20 protein-coding genes are annotated in these 21,145 nt (G+C 72.4%); 13 read left to right on the top strand and 7 right to left on the bottom strand.

Features of this window, described 5'->3' with window-relative positions:
• The first annotated feature begins 224 nt into the window (after positions 1-224).
• Both AB0P24_RS21845 and AB0P24_RS21850 read left to right on the top strand, forming a co-directional pair.
• On the top strand, positions 225-677 hold the full coding sequence (locus tag AB0P24_RS21845) for a hypothetical protein (protein WP_365796390.1): 453 nt from the start codon (positions 225-227) through the stop codon (positions 675-677).
• Between the two features lie 154 nt (positions 678-831).
• Positions 832-1,806: a hypothetical protein gene (locus AB0P24_RS21850; protein ID WP_365796392.1), complete on the top strand. Its 975-nt coding sequence runs from the start codon at positions 832-834 to the stop codon at positions 1,804-1,806.
• Positions 1,807-1,860: 54 nt separating this feature from the next.
• Here AB0P24_RS21850 and AB0P24_RS21855 read toward each other — a convergent pair whose 3' ends face one another.
• Together AB0P24_RS21855 and AB0P24_RS21860 are read right to left on the bottom strand one after the other, a co-directional pair.
• Positions 1,861-5,235 (bottom strand): pyruvate carboxylase, encoded by a 3,375-nt coding sequence (locus AB0P24_RS21855; RefSeq protein WP_365796394.1) that lies wholly within the window; start codon positions 5,233-5,235, stop codon positions 1,861-1,863.
• Between the two features lie 223 nt (positions 5,236-5,458).
• The gene (locus AB0P24_RS21860; protein ID WP_365796397.1) at positions 5,459-6,376 is read right to left on the bottom strand and encodes a hypothetical protein; all 918 of its coding nucleotides are present in this window, start codon (positions 6,374-6,376) and stop codon (positions 5,459-5,461) included.
• Between the two features lie 232 nt (positions 6,377-6,608).
• Between AB0P24_RS21860 and bla the strand changes: the two genes are divergently transcribed.
• The 10 genes from bla (at position 6,609) to AB0P24_RS21910 (ending at position 17,128) form a co-directional block, all read left to right on the top strand.
• The gene (gene bla / locus AB0P24_RS21865; protein WP_365796399.1) at positions 6,609-7,583 is read left to right on the top strand and encodes a class A beta-lactamase; all 975 of its coding nucleotides are present in this window, start codon (positions 6,609-6,611) and stop codon (positions 7,581-7,583) included.
• Between the two features lie 81 nt (positions 7,584-7,664).
• Entirely contained in the window at positions 7,665-9,248 is a 1,584-nt protein-coding gene (locus AB0P24_RS21870) for an ATP-binding protein (protein ID WP_365796401.1), read from the top strand.
• On the top strand, positions 9,245-9,652 hold the full coding sequence (locus AB0P24_RS21875; protein ID WP_181807431.1) for a roadblock/LC7 domain-containing protein: 408 nt from the start codon (positions 9,245-9,247) through the stop codon (positions 9,650-9,652). Before AB0P24_RS21870 ends, AB0P24_RS21875 begins: the two co-directional genes overlap by 4 nt.
• Entirely contained in the window at positions 9,649-9,996 is a 348-nt protein-coding gene (locus tag AB0P24_RS21880; RefSeq protein WP_365796404.1) for a DUF742 domain-containing protein, read from the top strand. The genes AB0P24_RS21875 and AB0P24_RS21880 overlap by 4 nt, the downstream gene beginning before the upstream one ends.
• Positions 9,977-10,603, top strand: coding sequence for an ATP/GTP-binding protein (locus AB0P24_RS21885; RefSeq protein ID WP_365796406.1), 627 nt, complete (start codon positions 9,977-9,979; stop codon positions 10,601-10,603). Before AB0P24_RS21880 ends, AB0P24_RS21885 begins: the two co-directional genes overlap by 20 nt.
• A complete protein-coding gene (locus tag AB0P24_RS21890; protein WP_365796408.1) occupies positions 10,600-11,808 on the top strand; it encodes a cytochrome P450 in 1,209 nt (402 codons plus the stop codon). Before AB0P24_RS21885 ends, AB0P24_RS21890 begins: the two co-directional genes overlap by 4 nt.
• Before the next feature lie 80 nt (positions 11,809-11,888).
• Entirely contained in the window at positions 11,889-13,115 is a 1,227-nt protein-coding gene (locus AB0P24_RS21895; protein WP_365796410.1) for a cytochrome P450, read from the top strand.
• Positions 13,116-13,671: 556 nt separating this feature from the next.
• On the top strand, positions 13,672-14,661 hold the full coding sequence (locus AB0P24_RS21900) for an aldo/keto reductase (protein ID WP_365796412.1): 990 nt from the start codon (positions 13,672-13,674) through the stop codon (positions 14,659-14,661).
• Positions 14,662-14,760: 99 nt separating this feature from the next.
• Positions 14,761-15,912 (top strand): PP2C family protein-serine/threonine phosphatase, encoded by a 1,152-nt coding sequence (locus tag AB0P24_RS21905; RefSeq protein ID WP_365796414.1) that lies wholly within the window; start codon positions 14,761-14,763, stop codon positions 15,910-15,912.
• A gap of 430 nt (positions 15,913-16,342) precedes the next feature.
• Positions 16,343-17,128, top strand: coding sequence for an NPP1 family protein (locus tag AB0P24_RS21910; protein ID WP_365796416.1), 786 nt, complete (start codon positions 16,343-16,345; stop codon positions 17,126-17,128).
• 1 nt (position 17,129) lies between these two features.
• Here the strand turns inward: AB0P24_RS21910 and AB0P24_RS21915 are convergent, their stop codons facing one another.
• The 4 genes from AB0P24_RS21915 to AB0P24_RS21930 form a co-directional block, all read right to left on the bottom strand.
• Entirely contained in the window at positions 17,130-17,591 is a 462-nt protein-coding gene (locus tag AB0P24_RS21915) for an SRPBCC domain-containing protein (RefSeq protein WP_365796418.1), read from the bottom strand.
• 77 nt (positions 17,592-17,668) lie between these two features.
• On the bottom strand, positions 17,669-18,484 hold the full coding sequence (locus AB0P24_RS21920) for an SAM-dependent methyltransferase (protein ID WP_365796420.1): 816 nt from the start codon (positions 18,482-18,484) through the stop codon (positions 17,669-17,671).
• Positions 18,485-18,605: 121 nt separating this feature from the next.
• The gene (locus AB0P24_RS21925) at positions 18,606-18,842 is read right to left on the bottom strand and encodes a DUF397 domain-containing protein (RefSeq protein ID WP_365796422.1); all 237 of its coding nucleotides are present in this window, start codon (positions 18,840-18,842) and stop codon (positions 18,606-18,608) included.
• 1 nt (position 18,843) lies between these two features.
• Entirely contained in the window at positions 18,844-19,719 is an 876-nt protein-coding gene (locus tag AB0P24_RS21930) for a helix-turn-helix transcriptional regulator (RefSeq protein WP_365796424.1), read from the bottom strand.
• A 326-nt stretch (positions 19,720-20,045) separates the two neighbouring features.
• Between AB0P24_RS21930 and AB0P24_RS21935 the strand changes: the two genes are divergently transcribed.
• Entirely contained in the window at positions 20,046-20,723 is a 678-nt protein-coding gene (locus tag AB0P24_RS21935) for an ATP-binding protein (protein WP_365796426.1), read from the top strand.
• 145 nt (positions 20,724-20,868) lie between these two features.
• Here AB0P24_RS21935 and AB0P24_RS21940 read toward each other — a convergent pair whose 3' ends face one another.
• Complete coding sequence (locus AB0P24_RS21940) at positions 20,869-21,120, bottom strand: hypothetical protein (RefSeq protein ID WP_365796428.1); 252 nt, start codon at positions 21,118-21,120, stop codon at positions 20,869-20,871.
• Positions 21,121-21,145: the final 25 nt, after the last annotated feature.

Here is a 21,145-nt window from a genome sequence, read left to right on the forward strand (position 1 = left end):
GAGGACCGTCGCCCGACGGTGGTGGCGTCGCCGGCCACGCACCCCGGCGCCATGGCAGACGCGACGGCGCCGGACCGAGGCGGCCCCGTCCCCGGCCGCGCCCGCCGGGCACACCGGTCGGGGACTTCGCCCTTCTGGCCGGCGAATACGCCGCAAGTGGTACATCTCGCGGGACGGTCGTAGCGTCGAAGGGAACACGTACGGCGGAACGGGCGGGAGTGACCATGCGACCAGTGGTGGGAACGGCGATCGGACTCGGGGCGGCCCTGCTGCTCACGGCGGGTATGACGACGGCCTCCGCGACGCCGCCGACACCGCCCCCGGCGCGGGCGTCGGCCCACCACCCGGTGCTCGTCGACTGCCTCTGGCACCAGCGGTTCAGGCCGACCGACTTCCTGCTGGCCTGCGGCGACGGCAACAGCATCCTCACCGGCATGCACTGGACCAAGTGGAACGACAGCACGGCGGTCGCCCAGGGCGTGAACGTGGTGAACGACTGCAAGCCGTACTGCGCGGCCGGCACGTTCCACAAGTACCCGGTGACCGTGCGGCTCTATCGCCCGGTGGTCTGGACGAAGCACCCGAACGTGCAGCACTTCACGCGCCTGAACCTGACCTACCCCGGTGCCAGGCCGGAGGGATACACGCAGGTCATGAGCTACCCCATGTGGAACTGAGCGGGGCCGTCACCCGGCTGCGCGGCATGCGGGCCCACGCCGTGCGCCGGGCGGGCGACGTCGCGGCCACGGCTGCCGCGGCCCGAGGACGGGGAAGCGTCATGTTGGTGTGACCGGTACGCCGGAGCCTTGTGCTCCCGTCGAAAGAGGTCACATGCCCCGATTCTCCCGCCGGGCCGTCGCCGCACCGGCCGCGGTCGCGATCGGCCTGCTCGCGGCGGTTCCGGCCGCGAGCGACGACCCGGTCCTCTCCCGCCCCCACACCGTCGCCCGTTTCGATCTCGCCCGGGGGCAGACGCCCGAGAGCGTCGTCGCCGAGCGGGGCGGCGCGGTGGACATCTCCTTCGCGTTCGCCCGGCAGGTCGTCAAGGTCACCCGGGAGCGCCGGGTCCGTGTCCTCGCCACCCTGCCCGACGAGAAGAGCCCCCGGACACCCCTCGTGAGCAGCGCGGTCACGCACGGACTGGCCCGCGCCCTCGACGGCACGCTGTACGTCACCTACGCCACCGGCACCGACAAGACCGGCGTCTGGCGCATCCCGGCCGGCGGCGGCACCCCCGAGCAGATCGCCAAGCTGCCGGCGAACGGCCTGCCCAACGGTCTGGCCCTCGACGAGAAGCACGGCGTGCTCTACGCGGCCGACTCCGCGCTGGGCACGGTGTGGCGCATCCCGCGGTCGGGTGCCGAGCCCAGGGCCTGGGCCACCGGCCCCGCGCTCACCGGGCTACCGTCGGCCACCGGCTTCGGCGCCAACGGGATCAAGGTCCACAAGGACGCGGTGTGGGTGACCAACACCGACCGGGGCACGCTGCTGCGCATCCCGGTCGGCGCGGACGGCTCGGCGGGGGCGGCCGAGACCAGGGCGACCGGTCTCGCCGGGGTGGACGACTTCGCCTTCCCCGGGCACTCGGACATCGTGCTGGCCGCGCTGCCCCCGTCCAACGAGGTCGCGCTGATCGGCCCGGACGGCAGCCACAGCGACGTCCTGACGGTGCAGGAGGGGCTGTCCAACCCGACCGCGCTCGCGGTGAGCGGCCGTGACGTCTTCGTGGCGAACGCCGCTTACTTCACCCAGCGCGACCCGAACCTGCTGAAGGCACGGCTGGGCACGCACTTCTCCCGTTCGTAGCCGGGGAGGGCCGGGTCCGGCCGGCCCTCCCCCGCCCCCAGGGGCTGCCCGTGCTCAGGCGATCTCGACCAGCAGGTCGCCGCCCTCCACCTGCTGGATGCGGTTGATGGCGAGCCGGGAGATCCGGCCGGCCTTCGGGGCGGTGATGGTGGCCTCCATCTTCATGGCCTCGATCGTGGCCACCGTGGCGCCCGCCTCGACCTCCGCGTCCTCGGTCACCGCGAGGGTGACGACGCCGGCGAACGGGGCCGCGACGTGTCCGGGGTTGGCGCGGTCGGCCTTCTCGGTGGCCGGGATGTCGGAAGCCGCCGCCCGGTCACGGATCTGGATCGGCCGCAGCTGCCCGTTGAGGCTCGACATCACCGTGCGCATGCCGCGCTCGTCGGCCTCGCCGACGGCCTGGAGCTCGATGAGCAGCCGGACGCCGGGTTCCAGGTCGACCGAGTACTCCTTGCCCGGGCGCAGGCCGTAGAAGAAGTCCTTGCTGTCCAGGACGCTGGTGTCGCCGTACGTCTGGCGGTGGGTCTCGAACTCGCGGGTCGGCGCCGGGAACAGCAGCCGGTTCAGGGTCGTACGGGGCTCCTTGGCCAGGCCCTCGCGGTCCTCGGCGGTCAGCTCGGGCGCCGGCTTGGCGGGGGCGCGGCCCTGGAGGGCCTTGGTGCGGAACGGCTCGGGCCAGCCGCCGGGCGGGGTGCCCAGCTCGCCGCGCAGGAAGCCGATGACGGAGTCCGGGATGTCGAACCTGTCGGGGGTGGCCTCGAAGTCCTCCGGCGCCACCCCGGCGCCCACCAGGTGCAGGGCGAGGTCGCCGACGACCTTGGAGGACGGGGTGACCTTGACCAGCCGGCCGAGAATGCGGTCGGCGGCCTCGTACATCGCCTCGATGTCCTCGAAGCGGTCGCCGAGACCGAGCGCGACGGCCTGGGTGCGCAGGTTGGAGAGCTGGCCGCCCGGGATCTCGTGGTGGTAGACCCGGCCGGTCGGTGAGGCGAGACCCGCCTCGAAGGGGGCGTAGACCTTGCGGACGCTCTCCCAGTACGGCTCCAGGTCCTCGATCGCCCGCAGGTCGAGCCCGGTGGGACGCTCCGAGTAGTCGGTCGCGGCCACGATCGCCGACAGCGAGGGCTGCGAGGTCGTACCGGCCATGGAGGCCACCGCGCCGTCCACCGCGTCCGCGCCCGCCTGGATCGCGGCGAGGTAGGTGGCCAGCTGGCCGCCCGCGGTGTCGTGGGTGTGCAGGTGGACCGGGAGGTCGAACTCCCGGCGCAGGGCCGAGACCAGCTTCGCGGCGGCCGGGGCGCGCAGCAGGCCCGCCATGTCCTTGACGGCGAGGATGTGCGCGCCTGCCTCGACGATCTGCTCGGCGAGCCGCAGGTAGTAGTCGAGGGTGTAGAGCCGCTCGTCGGGGTTGGACAGGTCGGCCGTGTAGCAGAGGGCCACCTCGGCGATCGCGGTGCCCGTCTCCCGTACGGCCTGGATGGCGGGGCGCATCTGGCCGACGTCGTTGAGGGCGTCGAAGATGCGGAAGATGTCGATGCCGGTGGCGGCGGCCTCCTGGACGAAGGCGTCGGTCACCTCGGTCGGGTACGGGGTGTAGCCGACGGTGTTGCGGCCGCGCAGCAGCATCTGGAGGCAGATGTTGGGGACGGCCTCGCGCAGGGCGGCCAGCCGCTCCCAGGGGTCCTCGGCGAGGAAGCGGAGCGCCACGTCGTAGGTGGCGCCGCCCCAGCACTCCAGGGAGAGCAGTCCGGGCAGGGTGCGGGCGACGACCGGGGCGACGGCGAGGAGGTCCTTGGTGCGCACGCGGGTGGCGAGCAGGGACTGGTGGGCGTCGCGGAAGGTGGTGTCCGTGATGCCGAGGACGGGCGACTCGCGCAGCCAGCGCGCGAAGCCCTCCGGGCCGGCCTCGACCAGCCGCTGCCGGGATCCGGCGGGGATCTCACCGGCCGGCAGCGGGGGCAGCTTGGTGGTCGACTCGATCAGGTGGGGGCGCTCGCCGTGCGGCTTGTTGACGGTGACGTCGGCGAGGTAGGTGAGCAGCTTGGTGCCGCGGTCCGCGGAGGAGCGGGCGGTGAGCAGGTGCGGGCGCTGCTCGATGAACGAGGTGGTGATCCGGCCGGCCTGGAAGTCCGGGTCGTCCAGGACGGCCTGGAGGAAGGGGATGTTGGTGGCGACACCGCGGATGCGGAACTCGGCGACGGCCCGCCGGGCGCGGCCGATGGCGGCCTTGAAGTCCCGGCCCCGGCAGGTGAGCTTGACCAGCATGGAGTCGAAGTGCGCGCTGATCTCGGTGCCGGCGTGGGTGGTGCCGCCGTCGAGCCGGATGCCGGAGCCGCCCGGGGAGCGGTAGGCGCTGATGCGGCCGGTGTCGGGCCGGAAACCGTTGGCGGGGTCCTCGGTGGTGATACGGCACTGCAGGGCCGCGCCGTGCAGCTTCACCGTCTCCTGGGAGAGCCCGAGGCCGGCGAGGGTCTCGCCGGAGGCGATGCGCATCTGGGCCTGGACCAGGTCGACGTCGGTGACCTCCTCGGTGACCGTGTGCTCGACCTGGATGCGGGGGTTCATCTCGATGAAGACGTGGTTGCCGTCCCGGTCGAGGAGGAACTCGACGGTGCCGGCGTTGCGGTAGCCGATCTCACGGGCGAAGCGGACGGCGTCGGCGCAGATGCGGTCGCGCAGTTCCGGGTCGAGGTTCGGCGCGGGTGCCAGCTCGATGACCTTCTGGTGGCGGCGCTGGAGCGAGCAGTCCCGCTCGAAGAGATGAATGACGTTGCCCTCGCCGTCGGCAAGGATCTGCACCTCGATGTGGCGCGGGTCGACGACGGCCTTCTCCAGGAAGACCGTCGGGTCGCCGAACGCGGAGGCCGCCTCGCGGGAGGCCTGCTCGATGGACTCGCGCAGCGCGGCCGGGTCCTCGACGCGGCGCATGCCGCGACCGCCGCCGCCCGCGACGGCCTTCACGAACACCGGGAAGCCGATCTCGTCGGCGGCGCGGACCAGTTCGTCGATGTCGTTGGAGGGCGCGGAGGAGCCGAGGACCGGCACGCCGGCGGCGCGGGCGGCGGCCACCGCACGGGCCTTGTTGCCCGTCAGCTCCAGCGTCTGGGCGCTCGGCCCGACGAACGTGATGCCCGCCTCCTCGCAGGCGCGGGCGAGTTCCGGGTTCTCGGAGAGGAACCCGTAGCCGGGGTAGACGGCGTCGGCCCCGGCCCGCCGGGCCGCGCCCACGATCTCCTCGACGGAGAGGTAGGCGCGCACCGGATGCCCTGGCTCCCCGATCTCGTAGGCCTCGTCGGCCTTCAGCCGGTGCAGCGAGTTGCGGTCCTCGTAGGGGAACACGGCGACCGTGCGTGCCCCCAGCTCATAGCCCGCGCGAAAAGCGCGGATGGCGATCTCTCCACGGTTGGCGACCAGCACCTTGCGGAACATCCCTGGATCCCTTCAGCCTGCCGGCGACGAACACCATGGTGTCAGCCGCGCCCGTCCTCAGGGGGTGTCCGGCGGATCATGTCGGCGTCGCGTGTCCTGGCACGCAGTGGCCCGCAGGGCGTGCCCCCAGCCGCGTCGTCGTCACGCGCCGGCTCCCCCCTCCGCCTTGCAACTGCACGCACCAGGCCCCGCTCCGGCGGGCACCCCCTGGCTCGCCGCAACATTAGGGGTTGCCCGAACCGGCCGAAGTGCGAAAACCATCACATTGACGTTGTTGAGCAGTTCGGCGGGCCGGCCGCGTGGCATAGGGGGTCTGGGGGAAGGCGGGAGGGTTGGGGAGGCGGGGGGCGGACACGGGATGGCGCGGTGGGCCCGGGCGGGGGGCCGGTGGTCCGGAGCGGGGTGGGGACGGGGCGGTGCCGAGGCGTTCGGCGAGGCGGGTGGCCAGCGGCAGGCGGCGGCCGTGCAGCAGGCCGAGGATGCTCGCCGAGCCCACGGCGATCAGGTGCTCGCGCCCGGCGAGGTTCGGTACGGCGAGGGACTCCCACACCATCGAGCCGCCGGTGAGAACGAAGACGACGGGGGCGCGCCGGACCACCGCGAAGTAGGTGAACAGTCCCACCACGGCGGCGGACGGCCCCGTGTCGAGGACCCGGCCGGCCTGCGGTGGCAGGCCGAAACCCCACCAGCCGGGGCCCAGCGCGACCATCACGCGGGCGGTCATGGTGCCGGCGAGGGTGGTGAGGTACGCGACGGCGAGGGTACGGCCGCGGCCGAGGGTGAGTTCGGCGAGCGCGAAGGCGAGGAAGAGCTGGGTGATGCCCGCCCACACCGGCAGGTCGAGCGCCGGGACGTACAGCGACACCGGCGTGCGCGACAGGGAGAGCCACAGCGGCAGGTCGGCGGTGACACCGCCGAGGAGCCACACCAGCCGCCTGCCCAAGGGGTGCTGGGCGACGGCGTGGAAGAAGATGACGCCGAACGCGGCGACGAACGCGAGCACGAGCCCGGACAGTCCGCGCCGCACCAGCTGCCGTACCGGCTCCACGACGACGGCGTGCCATTCGTCGCGCAGCGTGCGCCGCACGAAGCGGACCGCCTCCGCGGCCACCCGGCTCCAGTCGCCCTTCATGAAAGGCATCGCCCCCCTCGACACCGTCCCCGTCATCTCCCCGTCGTCGGCCTGCGCACTCCAAGAGCTTCTCCGTGCCCGGGCCGTTCCACGCGTCATCGTAGAGACGTTTGGATCATTTGCGACGATGCGAGAGCTATGGTCGGCCGGATTTCAGCGTCGGATGTGTCACCCGCACACGGCTCAACCCGCACGCCCGCTGTCGCGTCCGCTTCAGCGTCGTCCCGGTAGAGGAGCGGTCATGCGCAGGCCCTCGCGTCGCACGGTGCTCGCCACGGCCCTCGGTGCGGCGCTGCCCGCTCCGCCGGCGCCGGGGGCGGCCGGGAGACTGCGTGTCCTGGAGCGCGAACACCGCGCCCGGCTGGGGGTGTTCGCCTGGGACACCGGCTCGGGGGCCCGGCTCGGGTACCGGTCCGGCGAGCGCTTCGCGATGTGCTCGGTGTTCAAGACGCTCGCGGTCGCCGCCGTGCTGCGCGACCTCGGCGAGGACGTACTCAGCCGGGTCGTGCACTACGACGAGGGCGATGTCGACAGGGCGGGCGGGGCTCCGGTCACCGGACAACCGGGGAATCTCGCCGCCGGAATGACCGTCGCCGAGTTGTGCGGTGCGGCGGTCTCGTACAGCGACAACACCGCGGCGAACCTGTTGCTGGAGCAACTGGGCGGGCCGGTGGCCGTGACGCGGCTGTGCCGTTCGGTCGGGGACGAGGTGACGCGCCTGGACCGGTGGGAGCCGGAGCTGAACTCGGCCGAGCCCGGGCGGGCGACGGACACCACCACTCCCCTGGCGATCGCGACGACCTACGCGCGGCTGACCGTCGGCCACGCCCTGGACGCCACCGGCCGGCGGCGGCTCACCGGCTGGCTGCTCGCCTGCACCACCGGCGGGGAACGGATCCGCGCCGGGCTCCCCGGCGACTGGACGGTGGGCGACAAGACCGGAACGGGCGGGTACGGCACCGCCAACGATGTCGCGGTCGCGTGGCCCCCCAGCCGCGCGCCCCTGGTCGTCGCCGTCCTCTCCACCCACGCCGACGCCGCGGCCGCGGCCGACTCCCCGCTGGTCGGCAAGGCCGCGGCGATCGTGGCGGACGCCTTCGAGCACGGTGACGCACGAGTTCGCTCACAGCCTGGGCACAGCAAGACCCCTTCCCCACAGCCGGATTTCCGCAATGAGACCGGAACTGTTCTGTTTAGATCACAACCTCTCGTATAGTGACGCCCAGTTCAGCACCGAGCGTCACAACTCCTTCACTGGAAACCCATCCCTACCTGCTCCGAGGACCAGACCGGACCGATGACCGCGCCCACGCACCCCGGCGAACGACCTTCCCTCCGTACGCTCGTTCCGACCTTCGCGCTGACCGCCGTGGTGTCGGCCCTCGTGGTCGTCGCCGCGGTGACCGCCGCGCCGGCCTCGGTGCGCGCACCCCTCGCCCTCGGCGCGAGCGCGGCGGCACTGCTGCTCTGCGCGGCGGTGACCTGGGCCGTGCACGCGGCGCGGGTCGCACGCGGCGCCCGGCGCCGGCTGGAGGCGGTGAGTCAGGACATCGGGCGGCTGCTCCAGCAGCAGGCCCGGACCACCGAGGAGGCGCGCCAGGAGCAACAGCGGCTGATCGACGAACTGGCCCAGCAGCGCAGCGAGTTCGCCGAGTCCTTCGAGCAGGAGCGAGCTCGGAACCAGCAGGACAGCGGCAAGGAACTGGACTGGTACCGCCAGGAGAACGACCGGCTCACCGCCGAACTGGAGCGCGCCCTGCGGGAACGGGCCGTCGCGATCGCCGCCGCCGGCAACGCGGCCGGCCGGATGCAGGCCATCGCCACCGCCACCCTCGCCGACCTGCGGGCCATGGAGGACCGGCACACCGGCGAGGACATCCTCGCCGATCTGCTGCACCTCGACCACCGCACCGCGCAGGCGGGCCGGCTCGCCGACTCCATCGCCGTCCTCACCGGGGCGCGTTCCGGGCGCCGCTGGGCGCGGCCGATCAGCATGGAGTCGATCCTGCGCGGCGCGATGGGGCGCATCAGCGGCTACCGCCGGGTGCGGGTGCACTCGGTGAGCGAGACCGCCGTCGCCGGGCACGCCGCCGAGGGGGTCATGCACGCGTTGGCCGAACTCCTCGACAACGCGGCCAACTTCTCGCCGCCCACGGCCGAGGTCCATGTGTACGTGGAGGAGGTGCCGGCCGGGGTCATCGTGTCCGTGGAGGACAGCGGGCTGGTGATGGGCGATGTGCAGCTGCGCCGCGCCGAGCGGGCGGTCGCCGGCGACACCACCGAGCTGGGCGGTCTCACCGGCACCCGGCTCGGGCTCGCGGTGGTGGGCCGGCTCTCCCGCAAGTACGGCCTGAAGGTGTCGTTCCGGCCGTCGGCGCGCGGCGGCACCGGGGTGCTGATGCTGGTCCCGCAGGAGCTGCTGACCCGCCCGGTCGCCGACGAACCCGAGCCCGCCCAGGAGACGGAGCCGGCCAAGCCGGTGCCGGTCGCCGCGGATCCCCCGCCGGTGCACGAGTCCGCCGCGTCCGACTCCGCCGAGGAGTTCGAGGAAGGGCCCACCGGGCTGCCCAGGCGCCGCCGTGGCCGGACCCTCGCCGAGGCCGAGCGCCGGTCGGCGCCCCAGCCCGAGGAGCCGCGCCCCGCGCCCCGCGGTGCGGATGCCCAGGTCCGTGCCGCCCGCTTCAACAGCTTCCGGCAGGCCGTCCGCCCGCCGGCGCCCGACTCCGCCGAAACGTCCGCCGAGGCCTACGGCGCGGTCGGTGAAGCCGCCCCGCAGGCCCCCGTCCCCGCGCATGACCCGGTCCCCGCGCCCCACCCGGAGTCCGGCTCAGAGCTCACGTCCCACCCGCACGCGTACCCGGAAGGCGACCCCACTTCATGACCGGCAGGACCACCGCCGACGACAAGCTCACCTGGCTCATCGAGGGCCTCCTGGAGCGCACCCCCGGCGCGCGGCACGCTCTCGTGCTCTCCCGCGACGGCCTGAAGCTCTGCCGTACCCCGGAGCTCTCCGTCGACCAGGCCGACCAGCTCGCGGCGATCGCCGCCGGCATCCAGTCGCTGTCGCACGGGGCGTCCGTCGAGTTCGGCGACGGCAGCGGCGGCGTGCGGTCGGCGATGACCGAGTTCTACGGGGGCGTGCTGTTCATCGTGGAGGCCGGCGAGGGCGCCCATCTGGCCGTGGTGACCAGCGAGGACGCCGACCCCGGGCTGATCGGGCACAACATGAGCGAACTGGTCGAGCAGCTCGGCGAGCACTTGACCGCGCAGCCCCGGACGTCATGAGCCGGCCCGGCAGGGACGACGCGCCCGACCGTCTGTACACCATCACCGGCGGCCGCAGCAGCACCGGCCCCGACAGCCCCTTCGACCTGGTCACCCTGGTCGTCGCGGAGTCGGAACCGGTTCCGGGCATGCAGTCGGAGCACGCGGCGATCCTGCGCCTGGCCAAGTTCCCGACCTCGGTCGTGGAGATCGCCGCGGAGCTGAAGCTGCCGGTGAGCATCACCAAGGTCCTGCTGTGCGACCTTCAGGCGGCCGGCCGGGTCAGCGCCCGCCACCCGTACCGGCCGGCCATCACCGACCCCGACATCCTGGAGCAGGTGCTCGTTGGACTCCGCAACCTCTGACGCGCGCACCCCGTTGGGTGCCTCCGCCGACCACGGATTCAAGATCGTGGTCGTGGGCGGCTTCGGCGTCGGCAAGACCACCCTGGTCCGCTCGGTCAGCGAGATACGTCCCCTCAACACCGAGGAGACGATGACCCAGGCCGGCGAGGCGGTCGACGACATCCGGGAGGTGCGCGGCAAGTCCGCCACCACCGTCGCCTTCGACTTCGGCCGGATCACGCTGGACGCCCGCAACGTGCTGTACCTGTTCGGGGCGCCGGGCCAGGAGCGGTTCTGGTTCCTGTGGGACCGGCTGTTCTCCGGCACCCTCGGCGCGGTCGTGCTCGTCGACACCCGGCGGATCGGCGACTCCTGGTACGCCATCGACCGGCTGGAGAAGCACGGCACCCCGTTCATCGTGGCCTGCAACCACTTCGGCGGCCCGGTGCACCCGCCCGAGGACGTCCGGCACGCCCTCGACCTGGACCCGCACGTCCCGCTGGTCACCTGCGACGCCCGCTCCCGGGAGTCCGGCAAGCAGGTGCTGATCGCGCTCGTCCAGCACGTCAAGAACCGGTACGCCGACCACTCGGCACCGGCGGACCTGCCCCGACAGGAGTTCGTGTGACCCCCGACGCCGTACCGCTCGGCGGCCCCCGGTTCCAGACCGAACCGGCTCGTCTGTACCGCGAGATGCGGCGCGACCACGGCGCCGTCACCCCCGTCGTGCTCGACGGGGACGTGCCCGCCTGGCTGGTGGTCGGCTACCGCGAGCTGCACCAGGTGACCGGGGACCCGGTGCTGTTCAGCCGGGACTCGGAACTGTGGAACCAGTGGGACCTGATCCCCGACGACTGGCCGCTGCTGCCGATGATCGGCCGCAAGCAGCCGTCGATCCTCTACACCGTCGGCGAGCGGCACCGCGAGCGGGCCGGGATGATCAGCGACGCGCTGGAGGCCGTCGACCCGTTCGAACTGCGCGGCCACGCCGAGCGGTTCGCGGACGAGCTGATCGACGGACTGTGCACCAGCGGCGAGGCGGACCTGATCGGCCAGTACGCGATGCTGCTGCCGGTGCGGGTGCTCGCGCAGCTGTACGGCTTCGCCGACGAGGAGGGCCCCGGCCTGGTCACCGCCCTCAACGACATGATCGACGGCCGGGAGCGGGCACTCGCCGGGCAGACCCACCTGGCGATGTCCATGGCCCAGTTGCTGGCCGACCGGAAGGCGAACCCGGCCCACGACGTGGTCTCGCGGATGCTCCAGGACAAGAGCGGCTTCACCGACGAAGAGATCATGCAGGACCTGATGGTCATGATGGCGGCCGGGCACCAGCCGACCGCCGACTGGATCGGCAACTCGCTGCGCCTGATGCTCACCGACGACCGGTTCGCCGCCTCCCTGTTCGGCGGCCGCAACAGTGTCGCCGAGGCGATGAACGAGGTGCTGTGGGAGGACACCCCCAGCCAGAACATCGCCGGCCGCTGGGCCTCCCGCGACACCCAGCTGGGCGGCCGCCGGATCCGCGCCGGTGACCTGCTGATCCTCGGCCTCCAGGGCGCCAACTCCGATCCGCAGGTGCGCACCGACGCCTCCGCGCTGACCGGCGGCAACAACGCGCACTTCTCCTTCGGGCACGGCGAGCACCGCTGTCCGTTCCCCGCCCAGGAGGTCGCCGAGGTGATCGCCCGGACCGCCATCGAGGTCGTCCTCGACCGGCTCCCGGACATCGACCTCGCGGTGCCCGCCGAGTCCCTCACCCGTCGGCCCTCGCCGTGGCTGCGGGGGCTGAGCGAACTGCCCGTCAGGTTCACGCCCGTACCCGCCCTCTGATCCGCACCTCCCCATCGAGAGACAGGCGCAGCACACCGAATGGCGCACTTATCTGACCCTGCCCTGAAAGGCACGTCACGATGACGACCGGTACCGGACAAGCACGGATCGCCCTCGACCCCTTCGTCACCGACCTCGACGGCGAGAGCGCGCGGCTGCGGGCCGCCGGTCCGCTCGCCGCCGTGGAACTGCCCGGCGGGGTGCCCGTCTGGGCCGTCACGCACCACGCCGAGGCCAAGGCGCTGCTCACCGACCCGCGGCTGGTCAAGGACATCAACGTGTGGGGTGCCTGGCAGCGCGGGGAGATCGCGCCGGACTGGCCGCTGATCGGCCTGGCCAACCCCGGCCGTTCGATGCTGACCGTGGACGGTGCCGACCACCGCAGGATGCGCACCCTGGTCGCGCAGGCCCTCACTCCGCGCCGGGTGGAGCAGATGCGCGAGCGCGTCGAGAAGCTCACCCAGGACCTGCTCGACGCGCTCCCCGAGGACGCGGAGAGCATCGACCTCAAGGCGGCGTTCGCCTACCCGCTGCCGATGTACGTCGTCGCCGACCTGATGGGCATCGACAAGGCCGAACTGCCCCGCCTGAAGCTGCTGTTCGAGAAGTTCTTCTCGACCCAGACCCCGCCCGCGGAGGTCATCGCGACCCTCACCGAACTGGCGGGGATCATGGCGGCGACGGTCGCCGCCAAGCGGGCCGAGCCCGGCGACGACCTCACCAGCGCGCTGATCCTGGCCTCCGAGGACGGCGACCACCTCACCGACGAGGAGATCGTCTCCACCCTCCAGCTGATGGTGGCGGCCGGGCACGAGACGACGATCTCCCTGATCGTCAACGCCGTGGTCAACCTTTCCGCCCACCCCGACCAGCGGGCCAGGGTGCTCTCCGGCGAGGTGGACTGGTCGGCCGTGGTCGAGGAGACCCTGCGCTGGTCCACCCCGACCTCGCACGTCCTGATCCGGTTCGCCACCGAGGACGTGCCGGTCGGCGACAAGGTGCTCCCGGCGGGCGACGCGCTGATCGTGTCGTACGCCGCGATCGGCCGCGACGAGAACGCGCACGGGCCGAGCGCCGGGGAGTTCGACATCACCCGGGAGTCGCCGAACCGGCACATCTCCTTCGGGCACGGCCCGCACGTCTGCCCGGGTGCGGCGCTCTCCCGCCTGGAGGCCGGTGTGGCGCTGCCCGCGCTCTACGGCCGCTTCCCCCGCCTGGACCTCGCGGTGCCGGCGTCCGAGCTGCGCAACAAGCCGGTGGTCACCCAGAACGACCTGTTCGAACTGCCGGTCCGGCTCAACCCCTGACGGGAGTTCACCGGGTACGGCCCGACTCCCGCGCCGGCCGGCCACGACTCCGGGACCTCCCGGGTGCCGGCCGCGCGGCGGGCCCGGCGGAAAGGCCGGAGCCGGAGATGTGCGGGGTCGTCCCCTGGCGCGGCATGGTGCGCCAGGGGTACTCCGCGGGCGCGGGCTGCGGGTACCGGGCGTCGCCCGTGTACCTACCCGGCCGGGGGCCGCCGCAGGGCCCGGTCGGCAGCGTCACGGTCGTCGCGGTGCGGGATCCTCGCGGCCGCGCTCCCGTGGCAGATCAGGTCCGGCTCGCGCTCGACGGACCCGGGCAGCCTGCCCTTCACGGTCCCCGCAGGCCGCCGCCGCTCGGCCGAAGTGTCACTCCCGGGCGAGCGCGGCGAGGTACTCGGGCCGGCTGGCGGCACGCGGCCTCCACGGGCGGGCTCGGACGGGCGCGGGGTACGGCTCCGGGGCCAGGTGTACCGGATCGGCGGTGCCCGTTTGACTTCGAGTGCTCTTCAAGTCGTAGCGTCCATGAGGAAAGCGAGTCAGCGGGAAAGGCTGGAGTCACATGCGACAGCGCAATCTGGGAGATCTGTCGGTTTCCGCCATCGGCCTCGGCTGCATGGGCATGTCCGCCTTCTACGGCACCGCCGACCAGGACGAGGGCGTGCGGACCATCCACCGCGCGCGGGAACTGGGCGTCACCTTCCTGGACACGGCGCAGCTCTACGGGCCGCTCACCAACGAGAGCCTCGTCGGCGAGGCGATCCGGGGGCACCGGGACGAGTACGTGATCGCCACCAAGTTCAACTACCGCATGGACAACGCCGTGCCCGGCGACATGAGCAGCATCGGCCCGCAGGACGGCTCGGCCGAGCATGTCCGCAGCTCGGTCCACGGCTCGCTGGAGCGCCTGGGCACCGACCGCATCGACCTGTACTACCAGCACCGGGTCGACCCGAACGTGCCGATCGAGGAGACCGTGGGCGCCCTGGCCGAGCTGGTCGCCGAGGGCAAGGTGCGGCACATCGGGCTGAGCGAGGCGAGCGCCGAGACGATCCGGCGGGCCCACGCGGTGCACCCGATCGCGGCCGTGCAGACCGAGTACTCGCTGTGGACCCGGGACCCGGAGGACGAGGTGCTGCCCGCCTGCCGGGAGCTTGGCATCGGGTTCGTCCCCTACTCGCCACTGGGCCGCGGCTTCCTCGCCGGCCGGTTCTCCTCCCCCGACGACCTCGACGCCGACGACTGGCGCCGCACCGGTCCCCGCTTCACCGGCGACAACCTGGACGCGAACCTGCGGCTGGCCGCCAAGGTGAAGGAGATCGCCGCCGAGAAGGGCGTGACCCCGGCGCAGCTGGCTCTCGCCTGGGTGCTGGCGCAGGGCGACGGCATCGTCCCGATCCCGGGCACCAAGCGCGTCGGCTACCTGGAGGAGAACGCGGCCGCCGTCGGTGTCGAGCTGACCAAGGAGGACCTGGCCCGGATCGAGGCCGAGGTGCCCCGGGCGGCGGGCGAGCGCTACGACGAGGCCGGGATGCGTTCCGTGAACCTCTAGCGCGTACCTCTGGCGCGAACCTTCGGCAAGGCGTGTGCGTCCGGGGGACCGGCCGGCTCGCGGTGGCCGGTCCCCCGGCGGTGGCGCACGCTGGTGGTTATGGGCAGGCTGCGGAGCTGTGCGGCGGGGCTGCGGCGGTCGTCGCACGCGCTGCTGCTGCTCCCGATCGCCCTCATCGTGGTGATCACGGTGACGGACCTCCGCACCCCCGCGGACATCCATCTGGGCCCCGCCCTGGTCATCGCCCCCGCGCTCACCCCGTCGTTCGCCGGCCCCCGGTCGACCGCGCTGGTCGGGGCGCTCGCGGTGGCCGCCCAAGCGGTGATCGCCGTGTTCCACGGCGGGCTGTCCACCACGAACCACGTCGTGCAGATCGTCACCCTGGTGCTGCTCTCGGTGCTCGTGGTGGTCTACAGCGCGGTCCGCGAGCGGCGCCGGGCCCAGCTGGCCCAGGTGCGCACGGTCGCCGAGGCCGCGCAGCACGTCCTGATGTGGCCGCTGCCGGAGCACATCGGGCCGCTGCTGATCGCCTCGCTGTACCTGGCCGCCGAGGACGAGGCGCAGATCGGCGGTGACTTCTACGCGGCGACCCACTCCGAGGGCGAGGTCCGGGTGCTGATCGGAGACGTGCGGGGCAAGGGGCTGTCCGCGATCGGCGAGGCGGCGCTGCTGCTCGGCGCCTTCCGGGAGTCCGCCCACCGGCACGTCACCCTGCCGGACCTCGCCACCGCCCTTGAGCAGAGCGTGGACCGGTACGCGGCGGACTTCGAGACCCCGGAGGAGGCGGGCGAGCGGTTCGCCACCGCCCTGCTGATCGAGATCCCCGACGAGGACCCGGTCACCCGGATGACCAGCAGCGGCCATCCGCCGCCGCTGCTGCTGAGCGCGGGGCACGCGGTGACCGTGCCGAGCCTGCACCCGTCGCCGCCGCTGGGCGTGCCCGGGGCGGGCGGCGCCGAGCACACCCTGGACGTGTTCTCGTTCGAGCCCGGCGACACGCTGCTGCTCTACACCGACGGTGTCATCGAGGCCCGGGACGCCCAGGGCCGCTTCTACCCGCTGACCGAGCGGGTCGCGCAGTGGACCGACGCCGCTCCGGAGGCGCTGATGCACCACATCCGGCGCGACCTGCTGGCGCATGCGGGCGGCCGCCTCGGCGACGACGCGGCCCTGATCGCCCTGCACCGCACCCCGGCCGTGCACCGCCGTCACCACCACGGCGTCCTCGGCCACGGCTCCGCGCGGGCCTAGCCGATCGCCTGGCCGCCCCCAGGAAGACGGAGACGCGTTCCTCGTCCCGGGCGTAGGCCTGGAAGTCGTCGAGCGTCGGCTTCAGGCCGGGGAGGCACCCCCCGCGTCCTCGCACACCCCGGTGCGGACGAGCACGTCGGTCCGGGCACGGCCCTGAGTACGGCGGTGCAGGTGCCGGGCAGGACGTGTCCGTCCAGGACGTGACCGAAGTCGGCGGTGGTGTCGGCGGCCAGCGCGCGCAGGGCCGCGAGATCGGCGGCCCGCGCGGCAAGCACGTCCGGAAGACTCACAGCAGCTCAACAGCTGGTTGCAGCACAGGAGTTGAAAGAGCTGTTCAATTGTCTTTAGGTCAAAGTTAAGTCGTAACGGTGGTCTCCGGCGGGAGCCGGCTGCCAGACTCCGCATCGCCTTTCACCGACAGGGAGTCGACATGTCCGACCTGCAGTCCCCCACCCGCAGACGGCCGTTGCGCAAAGCCCTCGCCGCAGCTCTCGGCGCGCTCGCGCTGGTCGTCGCCGTGCCGGCCGCCGCGCACGCCGACGTCCTGACGCTGCTGCCGCAGAACGCCGACGGCCTGGAGCAGACGTTCTCCCCGGCCTACGACTACGACGGCGACGGCTGCTACGCCACCGCGGCCATCGGCGCCGACGGCACCATCAACCCCGGTCTGGGGCTCGGCGGTGACGTCAACGGCCACTGCCACGACTACGCGCAGCTCGCCAACGCCAACACCTACTCCCGCGAGAAGTGCAACAACGGCTGGTGCGCGGTGATGTACGCCAGCTACTTCGAGAAGGACCAGGCGACGTACGGGCCGCTGGCCATCGGGCACCGGCACGACTGGGAACACGTCATCGTGTGGATCCAGAACAACCAGGTGCAGTACGTCTCGGTGTCCCAGCACAGCACCTACCAGGTGGCGGCCGCCTCGGCGATCCGGTTCGACGGCACCCACCCGAAGATCGTGTACCACAAGGACGGCCTGTCCACGCACGACTTCCGCTTCGCCAACTCCAACGACGACCCGCCGGAGAACGTGACCGGCGGCTGGTTCTACCCGCGTCTGGTGGGCTGGGAGGGCTACCCGGCCGGCTACCGCGACAAGCTGATGAACGCGGACTTCGGCGAGGCCACCATCAAGATCAAGGACGGCTCGTTCGACGCCAACCTGTCGTACTCCATGCCGTCCGGGATCTCGTTCGACCCGAACGCCTGAGTCAGGCGGGGCCCTCGACCAGCCGGGCCAGGTTGTCGAGGGCCATCCGGGTGCCCAGTTCGTTGTCCTCGGGGCGGATGCCTTCGGGGAGGTCCTCGTGCAGGACCTGGACATCCGTGGCGCCGTCCGCCCCGGTGAGCGTGGTCGTCATCGTCATGGTGCCGCGTACGGTGTCGTCGCCGGTCTCGAACTCGATGACCTCGACGACGAGCCGGTTTTCCACGAGCCGGGCGAAGTGGCCCCGGTAGGTGTCGGTGTGCCCGCCCGACTTCCCCGCGCGGCCCGGGTCGTCGTAGTCCAGTGACACCCGGAACTCGCCGCCCTCCCGGGCGTCGAAGGCGAGCACCCGGGCGGTCATGCCGTCCGGGGTCCGCCAGGCGGCGACCGCCTCCGGGTCGAGCAGAGCCCGGTAGACGGCGGCGGGGGGCGCTTGTACCCGTCTGGTGACACGCGTGGTGTGCATGGATGCGACGGTACCCGCGCAGCGACCGTGCCGGGGCCGGGAAGGTGAGCCGGGCCCCGGCACGGAGCCAGGGGGCGTCACGGCTTGCGGGCGACCGCTCCGTACATCGCGATGTCCTCGTCGCGGATGCCCTGCTCGCCGGTGCCGTCCGGGTGCCACTTGTGCACCTGGACGATGCCCGGCTCGACCAGTTCCAGGCCCTCGAAGAACTCGTGGGCCTCGTCGATGGTGCGCAGCCGCATCGGCATGTTGCGGGCCGCGTACTCGCGGGCGACCCGGCCCACCTCCTCGGGCGCGAACTCGGCGGTGCCGATGGACATCGCCAGGTAGCTGCCCGAGGGCAGCGGTTCGAGCAGCCGTCGTACGACACCGACGGCGTCGTCCTCGTCGAGCATGAAGTGCACGATGGCGATCACCGTGAGCGCCACCGGCTTGCCGAGGTCGAGGGTCTCGCGCAGTTCGGGGGCGTCGAGGATGGCCGCCGGGTCGCGGAAGTCCGCCTCGATGTACGCCGTGCGGCCCTCGGGCGTGCTGGAGAGCAGGCCCTGGGACAGGGTGAGGACGATGGGGTCGTTGTCCACGTAGACCACCCGGGAGTCCGGGGACACCGCCTGGGCTATCTCGTGGAGGTTCGGCGAGGTGGGGATGCCGGTCCCGACGTCCAGGAACTGGCGCATCCCCGCCTCCTCGGCGAGCCAGCGCACGGCACGGTTCATCCAGTCGCGGTTGGCGCGCATGTGGATCGGGAGCGCGGGCCACTCCCGCGACATCGCGTCACCCGCCTCCTGGTCGGCGGGGTAGTAGTCCTTGCCGCCCAGGATGTAGTCGTAGATCCGCGCGGAGTGCGCGTTCTCGGTGTCGATGCGGTCGGCCGGCCATCCGTTGTCGGGCAACGCCGTGTCTCCCATTCAGGTGAGGGGGATGCGGGGGGGTGTTCGGGGTCTGGGGGTGGGGTGTCAGGTGTGGGGGTTGGTTGAACGATCAGCCATACCAAGGAAGTTCCGGGAACACGGGTCACATCAGGAAGTCGGCGTCACCCGCCTTCACTCCGGACAGGAAACTCGTCATCTCACGGGGTGTGAAGACCAGCGCCGGACCGTCGGGATCGGTCGACTGGCGAACCGCGACCCGGCCGTCGGCGAGCTTCTTCACTTCGACGCAGGCGCCGCCGGCGTCGTCGCTCCACGGCTTGGACCAGCCGAGCGCGCCGAGTTGCCGGGACGGGATGCCGTTGCGTATGGGGTGGTGCACGTCAGAGCTCCTTGCGAATCGCACCGAGGAGGGCCTCGGTCTTTCTGGCGGGCGCCGCCTGGGCGCCCAACCGGTCCAGGGCCTCGCGATAGACCACGACATCGGCGCTCTTGTCCAGGTAGACAGCGCCCACCAGGCCGTTGAGATAGACGATGTCGGGCAGTTCGGGAGCCCGGAACCGGAAGAGGTGGTACGCGCCCGCGCGCATGGCGGGGTGCGGGCCGTTGGCGAACGGCATGATCTGCAAGGTGACGTTGGGAAGCCGGTTGACCTCGATGAGGTGGTCGATCTGGGAGCGCATCACCCCGGCGCCGCCGACCGGCCAGCGCAGCACGGTCTCGTCCATCACGACCCACAGCCGAGGCGGTGCCTGCCGGGTGATCAGCTCCTGGCGGCGCATGCGCAGCGCCACCATGCGCTCGGTCGCCTCCCCGGGGGCGTGCGGGTTGCCGGCGCCGAGCAGGGCGGCGGCGTACTGGCGGGTCTGCAACAGGCCGTGCACGAACTGGTTCTCGTAGGCGCGGATCTGCAACGCGGCCTGTTCCAGGCTGAGATACGCGGCGAACCAGTCCGGCATCACGTCCCGGTAGGTGTGCCACCAGCCGCGTTTGTTGGCCTCGCGCACCGACTGCAGGAAGGTGTCGACCTCCTGGCGGTCCGTCACGCCGTAGACCTGTAGGAGCTTCTCGGCGTCGGCCAGCCGGAGCCGGGCCACCTTGGCGGCCTCCATCCGGCGGATCGTGGAATGGCTGACCCCGATGGCGGCGGCCGCCTGCTCGAAGGTCAGACCGGCCCTGGTCCGCATCTCCTCCAGCTGTCTGCCGAGGATCATGCGCAGGACGGACGGGGCTCCGCCCCAGTCGGTCTCCGAGGTCACGCCCTACCCCCTCACACCAGGTTTCAGGGTCACCGTCTCATGTGCTCGTGATCGTGCACGGACTCGTCCGATCACTTCACGTCGGGAGCAGCATGCACTTCGCTTCTTGCAATTTTCAACTTGCCGGTTGCGAGGCGATGTTGGCAGATGCCAGAGTGGACCTACTGCTCCGGCCGACCAAGGAGCAGGCGAAGCAGTCCAGTCGGGGGAGACTGAGCTGCGGCCCGGCGCCGCCCAGGCACGGGTTGTCGTCTGCCACCGCGTGGCCGGGACGGACGCGACCGCTCAGCTCTCACGCTGCGAAGCCGGACGAAAGGCGCACGGCGATGGCCCCGCCCTCTCTCCCCCAGCCGCTCGACCGACTGCCCGAGGACCACATACCCGGCCTGCCCCGGCCCGCCCTGGCGGCCGCCGCGGAAGGCCCGCACCGCCCGTCGGACGCGACGGGCGTCCCCACACCACCCGGAGGCGAACGCCTCGGCCGACTCCCTGGGCCGCAAGGCCTCGGCCGGTTCGCCTCCGGGGACCGTCCCGCCCCGCACAGCCGGGCCTTCGACCTGGCGCCGACACCGCGCGCGGTGGGCAACGCCCGCCGGAGCGTGGGCGAGCTGCTCGGCATGTGGGGCGTGTCCGAGGAGGCCCGCGACAACGCGGTCCTGGTGACCTCGGAACTGGTCACCAACTCGATCGTGCACTCGGCCGGCCGGCGGATCGTCTGCCGGGTGCACGCCGACGCCGACCGGATCCGCATCGAGGTCGAGGACCAGAACGGGAGCGTCATCGCGCTCCCGGCCCCCCGGCGGGCCAGACCCGACGAGCAGAACGGGCGCGGCCTGTTCCTCGTCGACGCGCTCAGTCTCGACTGGGGCGTCACGGCCGCGCCGGAGGGACGGCCCTCCGCCCGCGTCGTCTGGGCCGAGCTGTCGACGGCTCCCGACGCACCGCTCACCACCCCCCACACCGCAGGAGACCCCTCTGCCCATGGACCGTCCCCCCACTCCTGAGCATCCCGCCGCCGACCCGTCCTGGACCCGCACCCGCCCCAAGCCCGGCCCGGAACAACCCCACACCGCTCCGGCCGGCTGACCCGGCCACGCCGCGGCCGGGACGGGACCGTCCCGGCCGCCCCGCCTGATCGGGGGCCGCCGCTCACTGCGCCGCATGTGCCAGCAACGCGGCGGCGGCCGCCCGCAGTTGTATCGCCGCGGTCACACACGCCGTCGCCTGCCGCTCCAGGACGGCACCGCTCCACCGAGGTGCCTCGGCGCAGTGGTCCAGCGTCTCGGCGGCGCCGCGCAGGCGCCCGGCGTAGCCGTCCATCCGGTCCGCGTCGACTCTCAGGCCGTCCACGTACGCGAGGAGTTCGGGGGCGGCGGTGGTGGGGCGGGATTCGGTCGCCATGGGGCTCACCTGTGCTCGGAGGGAT

Origin of the sequence: Streptomyces sp. NPDC086519 (assembly GCF_040686075.1) — a bacterium.
In the GTDB taxonomy this organism is placed as follows: Bacteria; Actinomycetota; Actinomycetes; order Streptomycetales; family Streptomycetaceae; genus Streptomyces; species Streptomyces shenzhenensis.

Excerpts from the sequence above, each read along its gene's own strand:
- AB0P24_RS21845 (WP_365796390.1), top strand. The coding sequence starts at position 225 with ATGCGACCAGTGGTGGGAACGGCGATCGGACTCGGGGCGGCCCTGCTG.
- AB0P24_RS21850 (WP_365796392.1), top strand. The coding sequence starts at position 832 with ATGCCCCGATTCTCCCGCCGGGCCGTCGCCGCACCGGCCGCGGTCGCG.
- AB0P24_RS21855 (WP_365796394.1), bottom strand. The coding sequence starts at position 5,235 with ATGTTCCGCAAGGTGCTGGTCGCCAACCGTGGAGAGATCGCCATCCGC.
- AB0P24_RS21860 (WP_365796397.1), bottom strand. The coding sequence starts at position 6,376 with ATGCCTTTCATGAAGGGCGACTGGAGCCGGGTGGCCGCGGAGGCGGTC.
- bla (WP_365796399.1), top strand. The coding sequence starts at position 6,609 with ATGCGCAGGCCCTCGCGTCGCACGGTGCTCGCCACGGCCCTCGGTGCG.
- AB0P24_RS21870 (WP_365796401.1), top strand. The coding sequence starts at position 7,665 with ATGACCGCGCCCACGCACCCCGGCGAACGACCTTCCCTCCGTACGCTC.
- AB0P24_RS21875 (WP_181807431.1), top strand. The coding sequence starts at position 9,245 with ATGACCGGCAGGACCACCGCCGACGACAAGCTCACCTGGCTCATCGAG.
- AB0P24_RS21880 (WP_365796404.1), top strand. The coding sequence starts at position 9,649 with ATGAGCCGGCCCGGCAGGGACGACGCGCCCGACCGTCTGTACACCATC.
- AB0P24_RS21895 (WP_365796410.1), top strand. The coding sequence starts at position 11,889 with ATGACGACCGGTACCGGACAAGCACGGATCGCCCTCGACCCCTTCGTC.
- AB0P24_RS21900 (WP_365796412.1), top strand. The coding sequence starts at position 13,672 with ATGCGACAGCGCAATCTGGGAGATCTGTCGGTTTCCGCCATCGGCCTC.
- AB0P24_RS21905 (WP_365796414.1), top strand. The coding sequence starts at position 14,761 with ATGGGCAGGCTGCGGAGCTGTGCGGCGGGGCTGCGGCGGTCGTCGCAC.
- AB0P24_RS21910 (WP_365796416.1), top strand. The coding sequence starts at position 16,343 with ATGTCCGACCTGCAGTCCCCCACCCGCAGACGGCCGTTGCGCAAAGCC.
- AB0P24_RS21915 (WP_365796418.1), bottom strand. The coding sequence starts at position 17,591 with ATGCACACCACGCGTGTCACCAGACGGGTACAAGCGCCCCCCGCCGCC.
- AB0P24_RS21935 (WP_365796426.1), top strand. The coding sequence starts at position 20,046 with ATGGCCCCGCCCTCTCTCCCCCAGCCGCTCGACCGACTGCCCGAGGAC.
- AB0P24_RS21940 (WP_365796428.1), bottom strand. The coding sequence starts at position 21,120 with ATGGCGACCGAATCCCGCCCCACCACCGCCGCCCCCGAACTCCTCGCG.